Origin of the sequence: Kitasatospora sp. NPDC056651 (genome assembly GCF_042792155.1) — a bacterium.
Lineage (GTDB): Bacteria > Actinomycetota > Actinomycetes > Streptomycetales > Streptomycetaceae > Kitasatospora.
The window spans coordinates 28,509-39,557 of record NZ_JBHTWX010000083.1 but is presented as its reverse complement, the minus strand read 5'-3'; the positions used below and the strand labels follow the sequence as shown (position 1 = coordinate 39,557).

At 72.4% G+C, this 11,049-nt stretch carries 12 protein-coding genes; all 12 read right to left on the bottom strand.

All coding sequences use genetic code 11. From position 1 onward, the window contains the following. Positions 1-92: 92 nt before the first annotated feature. Positions 93-293 (bottom strand): hypothetical protein, encoded by a 201-nt coding sequence (locus ACFRAR_RS27490; protein WP_380700885.1) that lies wholly within the window; start codon positions 291-293, stop codon positions 93-95. Between the two features lie 11 nt (positions 294-304). Continuing rightward, positions 305-1,936, bottom strand: coding sequence for a hypothetical protein (locus ACFRAR_RS27485; RefSeq protein WP_380700884.1), 1,632 nt, complete (start codon positions 1,934-1,936; stop codon positions 305-307). After that, a complete protein-coding gene (locus ACFRAR_RS27480) occupies positions 1,933-2,835 on the bottom strand; it encodes an ABC transporter ATP-binding protein (RefSeq protein ID WP_380700883.1) in 903 nt (300 codons plus the stop codon). The genes ACFRAR_RS27485 and ACFRAR_RS27480 overlap by 4 nt, the downstream gene beginning before the upstream one ends. 32 nt (positions 2,836-2,867) lie before the next feature. Beyond that, positions 2,868-3,281 (bottom strand): hypothetical protein, encoded by a 414-nt coding sequence (locus ACFRAR_RS27475; RefSeq protein ID WP_380700882.1) that lies wholly within the window; start codon positions 3,279-3,281, stop codon positions 2,868-2,870. A 61-nt stretch (positions 3,282-3,342) separates the two neighbouring features. Then, a complete protein-coding gene (locus ACFRAR_RS27470) occupies positions 3,343-4,545 on the bottom strand; it encodes a sensor histidine kinase (protein ID WP_380700881.1) in 1,203 nt (400 codons plus the stop codon). Between the two features lie 122 nt (positions 4,546-4,667). Continuing rightward, positions 4,668-5,831, bottom strand: coding sequence for an acyltransferase family protein (locus ACFRAR_RS27465; RefSeq protein WP_380700880.1), 1,164 nt, complete (start codon positions 5,829-5,831; stop codon positions 4,668-4,670). Between the two features lie 98 nt (positions 5,832-5,929). Further along, positions 5,930-6,592 carry a response regulator gene (locus ACFRAR_RS27460; protein WP_380700886.1) on the bottom strand — a complete coding sequence of 221 codons (663 nt, stop codon included), beginning with the start codon at positions 6,590-6,592 and terminating at the stop codon, positions 5,930-5,932. Positions 6,593-6,661: 69 nt separating this feature from the next. Beyond that, positions 6,662-6,874 (bottom strand): MbtH family protein, encoded by a 213-nt coding sequence (locus ACFRAR_RS27455; protein ID WP_380700879.1) that lies wholly within the window; start codon positions 6,872-6,874, stop codon positions 6,662-6,664. Positions 6,875-6,886: 12 nt separating this feature from the next. Further along, entirely contained in the window at positions 6,887-7,762 is an 876-nt protein-coding gene (locus tag ACFRAR_RS27450; RefSeq protein ID WP_380700878.1) for an ArsR/SmtB family transcription factor, read from the bottom strand. Positions 7,763-7,844: 82 nt separating this feature from the next. Beyond that, complete coding sequence (gene mppR, locus ACFRAR_RS27445; RefSeq protein WP_380700877.1) at positions 7,845-8,639, bottom strand: enduracididine biosynthesis enzyme MppR; 795 nt, start codon at positions 8,637-8,639, stop codon at positions 7,845-7,847. Between the two features lie 52 nt (positions 8,640-8,691). Further along, positions 8,692-9,918: an enduracididine biosynthesis enzyme MppQ gene (mppQ, locus tag ACFRAR_RS27440; RefSeq protein WP_380700876.1), complete on the bottom strand. Its 1,227-nt coding sequence runs from the start codon at positions 9,916-9,918 to the stop codon at positions 8,692-8,694. Continuing rightward, positions 9,915-11,036, bottom strand: a complete 1,122-nt coding sequence (gene mppP, locus ACFRAR_RS27435; RefSeq protein WP_380700875.1) for an enduracididine biosynthesis enzyme MppP — start codon at positions 11,034-11,036, stop codon at positions 9,915-9,917. Before mppP ends, mppQ begins: the two co-directional genes overlap by 4 nt. Between the last annotated feature and the right edge of the window lie 13 nt (positions 11,037-11,049).

Here is an 11,049-nt window from a genome sequence, read left to right as displayed (position 1 = left end):
GCCGCCGCCCACGCGCGGGGGTTCGCGAGGGCGGCGGCCCGACCGGTCGGGGCCCGTGTCGGCAGGCTCCGCCGGTGGAACATGGCGACCGGTCAGCCGGGGCCGCCCCACCGGGGGGTGCGGCCGAACTCGGTGCGGTCGATCGGGTCGGAGCGGTCCGACCGGCCGGCGAGGAACTCGGCGACCCTCCTCAGCACGTCGTTGGCCAGCCGGAGTTCCTCGATCTCGGACTCCAGTCGGGCGATCCGTCGGGCGTGGGCCTCGCACATGCCGTCCTCCTCCGGCTCGGACATCGGTTCTCCGGCTATCCCTTGACGTTCCGTCGGGCCGACCCGACCAGGAACACCACCGCGAGCATCGCCGCGGACAGTGCCACCACCAGCAGCGGGCTGGGACCGGCCGGCTTGCCGTGCACCCGGACCGCGCCCATGAAGTCCAGCGCCGCGACGTTGTTGACGAGGATGTACCAGACCGGCAGGTAGATCGCCTGGAAGACCCGGTGGGTACGGCTCAGCACGCCCAGCGACATGGCCAGCGAGGGGATGAACAGCACGCCCCCGACCCAGCAGGCGATGCCCGGGCCGTCACCGGCCACCACCATCCGCACCAGCGGGGCGACGCCCATCACCGCGGTGAGCACCAGCCCGGACGCCCACTCGGCCAGCAGCCTGCGCCGGGCCGCCGGGTAGGCGCCCAGCAGCACCTCCAGGCCGTTCTCGACCTGCTGGCTGCCCAGCCTCGACCAGATCAGCACCGGCCACAGCCAGACACCGGGCAGCAGCATGCCGGTCACGGTCTCCATCGGCAGCGCGAAGCCGGCCACGGTGAGCGCGCCGGCCACCGCCCACCACCAGGGCGAGACGCCCTGCAGCAGGATCCGGACCTCGCCGACCAGCAGGCGCCCGAAGGCTCCGGCCCGTGTCGGCTCCGTCCGCGGGAGCTCGCCCGGGGCGGTGGACCAGGTGGCGGCCGGGGCCGGCTCCGGCCCGGCGGCGGTGCCGAAGGGATCGGCCGCCGAGGGAGCGGACTCCCCCTCCGCCGCCGCCTTCGCCTTCGCCGGAAGCAGCGAGCCGGCCGCGCGGGCCGGGTCGAACCGGCCGAACCAGAGCGCCGGCAGCAGGGCGACGGCGCAGGCCAGCAGGACCAGCACCATCCGGCCGAGGACGAAGCCGCCGGACGGGTCGAAGCCGTCCCAGAGGAAGGTGCCCAGCGGCTTGCTCACCTTGGTCAGGCCGAGGCTGAACCCGCCCTCGCCGGACCGCAGGTGCTGGCTCCCGATCGCCGTGTTCATCGACTGCGCGACCTGGTGCACACCGAGGCCGCCGAACGGCGCGGAGGGGGACTGGCCGCCGATCGAGATCACCAGGGCCAGCACGAACCAGACCGCGTTCCCGAAGCCGGCCCGCAGCAGCGGCACCGTCTCGAACAGGATCGCGGCCGCGGCGGTCAGCGCCATCACCGGCAGTGAGAGCAGCACGAACGGCTCGACCAGCGCGATCACGTCGACCGAGCGGTTCTCGCCGCGGGCCAGCTGCATCACCAGCGCGGTGATCGCCAGCACGCCGGTCATCGAGGCGAGCACCAGCAGGTTGCTCAGGAACTTGCTGAACAGGTAGCCCGTGGTCCGCAGCGGGGTGGCCGCGAGGATCTGGCCGACCCGGCTGGTCTCGTCCCGCCCGATGCCGCTGCGCACCACGTAGAAACCGCCGAAGGTGAGCCAGAGCGCCCCGGCGAGGGAGGTGACCGCGCCGACGTAGGCGCTGTTATAGATGCCGCGGTTGCCGCCGACGTCCATGATCACCCAGGTGCTGTTCACGTTCGGGACGGCCAGGTAGCCGAGCCCGATCGCGGCCAGCAGGGTCACCGCGTACGCCGGCCGGCGCACCCGGTCACGGAAGTCTCCGACCGCCAGTCCGGCGAGCGCGCGCACGTTCACCGCCGCACCGCCTGCTGCTCGACCGGGGTGCGGCCGGCGGACCCGCGGATGATGCCCAGGTAGGCGTCCTCGAGGTCGGGCGAGACCCGGACCGCGTCCTGGGTCGGCGGGACGGGGGCGAGCAGCCGCAGCCGCACCCCGTTCGCCGTCCGCACCATGCGGCTGACCACATGCCGGGTCTGCATGGCCGGCACGTCGGCGGCGGAGACCATGACCTCCCAGACCTGTCCGTCGATCTCCCGGAGCAGTTCGTCGGGGGCGCCGCGGCGCAGCAGGCGGCCCTGGGCGACCACGGCGATGTCGGAGGCGACCGACTCGACGTCGGAGACGATGTGGGTGGAGAGCATCACCACCCGGTCGGCGGCGAGGGCGCTGAGCAGGTTGCGGAAGCGGACCCGCTCCTCCGGGTCGAGGCCGGCCGTCGGCTCGTCGACCACGATCACCTTGGGGTCGGCCAGCAGCGCCTGGGCGATGCCGACCCGGCGGAGCATGCCGCCGGAGTACTTGCCGAGCGGGCGCTTGACCGCCTCGGTGAGGTTCACCAGCTGGATCAGCTCGTCGATCCGGGCCTTGGCCGAGCGGGCGGAGAGGCCCTTGGCGGCGGCCAGGTAGGACAGGAACTCCCGCGAGGTGAGGTTCGGGTAGACCCCGAAGTCCTGCGGCAGGTAGCCGAGTTCGCGGCGCAGCCGGTCCGGGTCGGCGACCACGTCGGTCCCCTCGTACCGGACCTGGCCGCTGGTGGGCTTGGTGACCGTGGACACGATCCGCATCAGCGAGGACTTGCCGGCGCCGTTGGGCCCCAGCAGGCCCAGCATGCCCGGGTTCAGGTGCATCGTCATGCTGTCGACGGCACGCTTGCCGCCCTTGTACACCTTGGTGATGTCGATCAGTTCGAGCATTATCGTCTTCTTCCCCGTCGGACCGGTCGGTCTCAGCCCTTCAGATCGGTCTCTTTGCCGTCGCGCGTCACGGCGACGCCGCGCGGCACCTCCACCCGGAACTTGGCGTCACAGTTGGCCAGACCGGTGCACAGCGCCTGGAGTTCGAGCGTCCCGTTGTCCAGCTGCCAGGTCTCCTTGATGTCGCCCACCTTGGAGCCCTTGTCGAACCAACGGGTGACCTTGACGTCCGTGCGGTCGGCCGGGACGAGGTCGGTGGGGATGCCGTGCGACTTGACGTTCAGGGTCTTGCCGCTGAACTCGAAGGTCTTGTCCTCGGCCTTGGCGTCCCCGGCCTTGGCACAGCCGGTCAGCGGGACGAGGGCGGCGACGGCGAGGGCGAGCAGGGCGGGTGCGGCTTTCTTGCGCGAGACCACCGGTTCCTCCGGGAGGCTGGGATTGGGCACGGTTGAAGCCTGGCCGATCCGCGGCCCGCTGCCATCTGCCGTTCGGCAGATATTGCCGGTGTCACCGACCCGGCCGGCCGGGCCCGGCCGGGTCCGGGCGCAGCGGCAGTTCGCCCCGGACGCGCCAGCCCCCGGCGTGGGGTCCGGCCGCCAGGTCGCCGCCGAGGGCGGTGATCCGCTCGGCCAGGGCGGCCAGGCCGGTGCCGCCGGAGCGGCGGGCCGCCGGGCCGCCGGAGCCGCGCCGCCGTCCGCTGTCGGTCACGGTGACCCGCAGGGCGGGCCCGTCGGCGCGGACCACCTCCACGTCCAGCCGGCCGGCGTCCGGGGCGTGCCGGCGGACGTTCGTCAGCGCCTCCAGGACGACCCGGTAGGCGGCGTCCTCGATCTCCCGCGGCGCCGCCCCGGCCAGCCCCGGCTCCAGGGCGAGGGCGCCGCCGACCGGGCCGGAGGCCAGGAAGCGGTCCACCAGCTCGGGCAGGTCGGCGAGGCCGTGGACCCTGGTCGGCGGCGGCTCCGCGGCGGCCGGCGCCTCCGGGTCGCGCAGGGTCTGCAGGGTGTGGTCCATCGAGTCCAGCGCTCGCAGGCCGGCCGCCTCCAGGCGGCCCAGCAGCTCCCTGACCTGCTCCTCCTCGTACTCGCCGACCTGGGCGGCCTGCACCTCCAGCAGGATGCCGGTCACCTCGTGGGCGACGAAGTCGTGGAGGTCCCTCGCCACTTCGAGCCGCTGCTCCCGGCGGGCCCGCTGGACCGCGCGGGCCCGGCGGTCGTCGTTGGCCCGCAGGTAGAGCCCGACGCCCACGGCGCAGGCCGTGGGGAACATCGCCATCGCGACGGCGACCACGGACGGCCCGAGCGCCTCCTGCGGCAGCCGGAGGGTGAAGCGCAGCGGGAGCGCCATCAGCGCCAGGGCCAGCGCCGAGCCGACCACCGCCGCGTGGCGGACGTCCGCCCGCCGGACCACCCGCCCGGCCAGCACCAGCATGGACGCGAACTCGAACGGGAGCCACGGCAGCACCAGCCCCTGTTCACCGGGGTAGCCGATGTCGGCGGCGACCGACAGCAGCGCGACCAGGCCGGCCGCCGGGACCGGGGAGACCGGGCCCGGCGGCCGGCGCAGGATCGCGACCGCCATCGCCAGGACGGCGACGAGGGCCAGGATCCACGCGCTCGGCGGGGCGATCGCCGCCGGAACGGCGACCAGGAAGGCCGCCGTCGCGCACACCGTGCGGCGGCGATGCGAGTCAGGCATCAGTTCGGTCTGCACGGGGCCGAGCCTACGCACGGCGCGGGACCGTGACGGCCCGGTGCAGATGACTGTCGGTCAGACATCTGCCGTTCGACAGATCTTTCGGACGTGTCCGGACGGCACAATGGTGGGACGGGCGGTCACACCGCCCCGCCCACCGGGGTCGGCGCCGGACCCGGCACCGACCGCGGCCTGGACCAGCGTTGGATGGCCGGCCGCTCCACCAGGACGTTCATCGCCCAGGCCAGCAGCAGCGACAGCAGGAAGGCGGCGGCGATGAGCGCGATGCCGGCCGTCATGCCGTAGGCGGGACCGACCTGCTCACCGTCCTTCTCCACGGCGCCCAGGGCCAGGTGGCCGTACTTGAGCACCAGGTTGTGCACCAGGTAGAAGGCGAAGGAGAGTTCGCCGAGCCGGACCACGACTCGGTGGTTCAGCACGGTGCGCCGGCCGGCCAGGTCGGCCGCGGCGAGGGAGGCGGTGAGCAGGCCGATCGGGATCACGGTGGCGGCGCTCGTCCGGTACAGGTACGGCAGTTGCTGCCCGACCCAGTAACCGGCCACCAGCAGCGGAACGGCCACGTAGGGACGCATCCAGGTGATCCAGCGGCCGGTCAGGACGATCCGCGCCAGCAGCATGCCGAGCACGCACTCCGACAGGCGGGCCAGCGGGAAGAAGTACACCAGCCAGTACTGGCCGATCGACACCCCGAAGAGCGGCATCGGCCGGTCGTCGTGGACGAGGTTCTGGGCCAGCACCGGCACCAGGACGGTGACCAGCACGCAGGCGCCGGCCCAGAGCCACAGCAGACCCGGCCGGACGCGCGACACCAGCCGGTACAGCAGCGGGAAGAGCGCGTAGACGGCCAGGTCCACCGAGATCGACCAGGTGACGGAGTTGCCGATGTCGAAGTAGGCGGGGTCGGGTATCCAGGCCTGGAGCAGCAGGGCCTGGGCGCCGAGCCCCTTCCAGTCGGGCAGGTCGCCGTAGTGGCTGATCAGCAGGATCACCGCCACCAGGGCGACCAGGTGGTTGGGGAAGACTCTGAGGACCCGACGCCGCCAGAATCTCCCGGGCCGCTCGGCCGGGCGGTACGACCAGGTGAGCACGAAGCCGCTGAGGACGAAGAAGTACGAGACCGCGACGTGTCCGGAGGTGCCGAGACCGTTCAGGAAGTCCCAGTCCGCCTGGGCGTCGTTGAAGATTCCCTCCAGGGAGCTGTGGAAGAGGAATACCGGAATCATCGCGAGGAAGCGGAGACCGGTCAGGGAATCCAGTCGGATTCCGTTCTGTCGATCGAGCATGGGATGGATGCCTTTCGCCGTTTCGGTGCCCTACCTGCACCGGACCGGCCCCCCCCTGATCAGCGAATCCCTCCGTACCCGCCGGCCGGGGGAATCCCTCACTCCGCCAGTCGGCCGGTCGCATATCCCATCTCGAATGCGCGCACGGCGATTCCGACCCGGTTCCTGACGCCCAGCTTCCGCTGGATGCTGGCCACGTGGGTCTTCACCGTGCCGGCCGAGATGAAGAGTTCGCCGGCGATGTCGGAGTTGGTCATGCCCTCGGCCACCTTCCCGGCGATCTCCACCTCCCGGTCGGTGAGCGACTCGACCATGGCCGGGCCGCCCGGACGGCCGCCGGTGACGTGTTTGAGCAGGCGGACCGTGATGGACGGGCTGATCAGGCTGTCGCCCGCCACCGCGGCCCGGACCGCCTCGACCAGCAGCGTCGGGCCCGAACGTTTGAGCAGGAATCCGGAGGCGCCGTGGCGCAGCGCCGGGTACACGTATTCGTCGAGATCGAAGGTGGTGACGACGACGACCTTGATCGGTGGCGCCGCCGAGGGGCCGGCGAGCAGACGGACGACCTCCAGACCGTCCATGCGCGGCATCCGGATGTCCACCAGCGCCACGTCAGGCCGGAGCTGGCGCGCCGCTTGCACCGCGGCGACACCGTCCTCAGCTTCGCCGACCACCTCCATGTCCGGCTGGTTCTCGAGGATCCGCCGCATGCCGCGGCGGACCATCTCCTGGTCGTCTGCGAGCAGTAATCGAATGGTCACAGCCAGGAATTCTGTCATACGCCCGGCGGAGCGGAGGCTCCCGGTCCGCCGGGCGGGGACCGGTTCCGGTCAGCCCTGACGGGCCGCCAGGCTCGCCGGCCGCATGTCCGTCCAGTTGGTGTTGACATAGGCGATCGCGGCCTCGCGGTCCGCGTCGGCCAGGACCGTGCGCCAGCCGGCCGGCACCTCCGCGAAGACCGGCCACAGCGAGTGCTGGCCCTCGTCGTTCACCAGGACGTGGAAGGAGCCCTCGGGGTCGTCGAACGGGTTGGGAGTGCTCATGATCGCGCCTCCTCAGGCCGGGATCTCGGTTCGTTGGTGGCTGTGGAGCCGGTGGCTGTGGAACGGCACCGGCGCCAGCTCGCGGCTCTGCAGCAGGGCCATGCCGAGCGAGGTGAGGGTGTGCAGCGCGGTGTTCCGGTTGCGGGCGGTGGTGATCAGCCCCGCCCGGCGCAGGACCGCCGCGTGCTTGCTGGCCCCGGCCAGCGATATGCCCAGCCGTTCGGCGAGTTCACCGGTCGTGCAGCTGTCGGTGAGCGCCTGGAGCGCCGCGGCCCGGGTGTGGCCGACCAGGGCTCCGAGCGCCTGCTCGTCCGACTCCCACCCCTCCCAGAGGCCGGGCTTGACGGTCGATCCGATCGGGAAGACCACGGCGGGCCCGCCGGCCTCGCGGTCGTCGTCGATGAACACGCAGGAAGGGTCGTTGAGGAAGAACGAGGGGCTCAGGACCAGCCCCCGGCCGTCGAGGTGGACGTCGCGGTCCGGCCCGCCGCGGACCTCCAGGACCGGCGCGTTCCAGTGCAGCCTCGGGTGGATGGCGCTCAGTAAGCGCTCGGCGCCGTGCGCGATCGCGATCCGTCCCCGGGCGTCCCGCACCCGCTCCAGCCGCGGCCTGATGTCGGGCCAGTACGGCAGGACCGCGACCTGGGTGAACCTGCTCAGCAGCGCCGCCGGAGCGGCGTGGCCCTCGCCGTACCCGGACGGCCCGAACATCTCGATCAGGTCGGTCGGGTTCAGGGCCTGCTGGGCGATCTCCTCCAGCTCGGCGGTGCGCGGCCCCAGCGCGGCGCGCACCCTCATGCGCCATGGGTGGAACAGCACACTGCCGTTGTTGCTGAACCGGTGGAGGGCGAAGACGCCCTCGGTCAGCGGTCCCAGCCCCGCGACCATGCGCAGACGGGCCAGATCCCCGACAGTGAAATGAATTCTCAACACAAGCTCGCCCCCGTGATCGCTGTGTGTCTTCGGTCGGTCAGTCCTTGCTGTCCGTCAGGACCCGCCCTCCGTGCAGTGTTTCGGCATACGAGAAGACGTGACCGGCTCCGACTTCGACCGGGGCAAGCCCTGCGAAGTCCGGACCCAGGACATCGAGGAATCCCATCTCGGCGGTGCCCGACCACACTTCCGAGAACTCCACACCGGACACCTGGGACGCCACGAGACTCGGCCTGTTGGAGCTGGTCGCAGTCCAATCCGGAAAATGCAAAGTGTGCGCCAACGGTACCATGTGCAACGCAGGCGGCTCAGGGGCAATTCCCTTGAGTGTCACGGTTGTTTCGACCACTCTGCGTCCCTGGACGGACAGCGTTCCGGTGAACTTCCCGCCGGCCGCCAGCCGGGGTGCGGCCCGTCCCACGGTGGCCGCGCGGGTCTGGTGCACCGACCCGAACTGCTTGGGCATGCCCTGCAGCCACCCGCGCATCATCGGCACCGGCTGGTCGACCCAGGCGAACGGGCAGCGGGCCATCGGCTCGCCCTCGAACTCGCAGGCGAGCAGCACCAGGAACTCGGAGAAGCGGTTGTGGCCGGGCTCGGCCAGCTCCTCCTCCGACTCCGAGCACCACTGCCACTCGGCGAAGACCGCCGCCGCGGCGCCGGCGTCCCGACCCGGGGTCAGCCCCGGCGGCAGGAAGGCCGCCGCGGCTTCGGGGTCCACGCGGTAGTCCACCATCACCACCTCGCCCGTGAAGTGCCACGGGGGCGGGGTGATCATGGACGACCGGCCGGACGGGGAGAGCGGCAGGCTGTACCCCCGCAGACCGCCCACGACGGCGGGTGCCCCCTCATGGGTCACGGACACGTTCGGCTCCTGTCAGTAGCTAGGACGTCGATGGGTGAGGCATCGACGGGTGGGGCAGGGCGCGCCAGGCGGCGGCCAGTCGCCCGGCGGCCGTCGCCAGCCGCTCGGGCGGGTTGAAGCTGTAGGCCAGCCGGAACGAGTTCGCGCCACCGGGGCCGAACCGCGAACCGGCGGCGATGCGCACGCCGGCCGGCGCGGCGGCCCGCAGCAGCTCCGCCTCCGACCGGCCGGCCATCGGCTCCAGCCAGAGGAAGTAGCCGCCGGACGGCACCCGGAAGCGGACCGGCTCCGGCCACTCCACCGCCCGCAGGCCCGCCACCAGGGCGTCCCGGCGCAGCCTCAACTGCTCGCGCAGGAAAGCCAGATGGCGGTCGTACTCGCCGTTGTCGAGCAGCACCGCGGCGGCCAGCGAGGCGACGTGGTTGAGCGAGCCGCCGCTGACGAACAGGCCGTGCGAGGCCAGCCTGCCGACCAGCGCGGGGTCGCCGAGCAGCCAGCCCAGGCGCAGCCCGGGGGCCAGCGTCTTGGAGAACGTGCCGAGCCGGAGCACTCCCCGATGGTTCGCCAGGGAACTCATCGACGGCGGAGGCTCCGCCCCCGGGTCGAGCACCAGGCCGGCGTACGCGTCGTCCTCGACGACCAGCAGCCCGCGGTCCGCCGCCACCGCGAGCAGCTCCCGCCGCCGGGAGACCGGCAGCGTCCGCCCGGTCGGGTTGTGGAACGTCGGGTTCAGGTACAGGAAGGCGGGGCGGACGCCCTCCCGCCCCAGCCCCCGGAGGGTCTCCCGCAGCCCCTCCGGCGAGACGCCCCCGGCATCCGCGGGCACCCGGCGGAGGGTCAGGCGGCAGTCGGCGAAGAGCTTCTGCGCCAGGTCGTAGCAGAGGTCGTCGACCAGCACCGCGTCGCCCGGGGAGGCCAGCGCGGTGGCGATCAGGTAGAGCGCCTGCGAGGTGCCCGAGGTCACCAGGACGTTCTCCGGCTCGCACGGGTGCCCGTCCGCACGGGCGGCCCTCCCGGCGAGCGCCTCCCGCAGGGGGGCCGCGCCGGAGTTGTTCCCGTACGCCAGCGCCGCGGCGCCGAACTCGGCCAGCGCGGCCGCCTGGGCGTCCCGCAGCAACTCCACCGGGAGCAGGGCGGGTTCGAGGTATCCGGGCCCGAGGTCGATCACCCCGGGCCCGGACGTCTCCTGCACCAGGCCGCGCCGCCAGCGCCGGGTGTGGCGGGCGGCAGCCGTCGCCAGGGTCACCGGCTCTCCAGTACGGCCCCGAGCAGGCGGACCGACTCGACCAGCGGCTCGCGCGAGCGGGCCAGCGCGATGCGCAGCATCCGGTCGCCCTCGGCCGGGTCGGCCCAGTGGAACTGGCGGCAGGGCAGGGCGAAGACGTTGTGCTCCTGCAGCGCCTCCCACACCTCGGTGCCGGTCCGGCCGGTGAAGCGGACCCGCTCCACGCTGCTCCGGCTGTCCGGGTCCGGGAAGTCCACGCCCGGCACGTCGGCCAGCGCGGCGCGGACCACGGCCCGGTTGCCCGCGATGAACTCGTGCAGCTCGGCCAGGCCGCCGGACGCCGCGTCCTCGGCGAAGCGGCGGATCAGCGCCAGGATCAGCGGCGAGACGCCCAGCAGGATGTCGGAGTAGATCTTCTCCACCGGCAGCCCGAGGTGCTCGGAGACGGCCAGCAGGCCGGCCTTCAGGTCGAGCGTGGGCCAGAGCTTGCCGGTGTCCTCGATCACCGCCCAGCGGCAGCCGCTCGCGTTCAGCACCGCGTAGTGGTCGTAGTGGGCGCGCGGGTCGAAGCCGCGGAAGGACGTGTCCAGGGCCAGGATCACGTCGTGCTCGGCGCACTGCTCGGCCAGCCGGCGCAGCCGGTCCTCGGCGAGCACCCGGCCGGTGGGGTTGTTGGGCGTGGTCACGAAGACGCAGCCCACCGAGGCCAGCAGCTCCGCCGGGAGGTCCTCGCCGTGCAGCGGGTCCTCGGCCAGCGGGACCAGTTCGAGGCCGTTGCCGCGCAGCAGGTCCGCGATGTTGTCGAAGGTGGGGTGGACCAGGGCGACCTTCTCCGTCCTGGCGGACAGCGCCCGGGAGAGGATCTCCATCGCGACGGACGAGGAGTAGCAGCTCATCACCCGGCCGGGCTCGGCCGGGTAGGCGTGCTGGCCGAGCAGGGTGAAGTAGGCCTCGTGCGCCTCCCGTTCGATCTGCTCGACGGGACGCCGCTCGCCCTCGGCGAAGAGCAGCGGGAGCTCGTCCACGATCTTGGTCTGGCCGGGGGTCAGCGCCTGCCGGGCGTGTCCGTCCGCGATGTTCAGCTCACTGTTGAGGGCCAGGAACTCCCATTGGGTCAGATTGCCCTTGATCTGCAGCATTCCGGTCACGGTT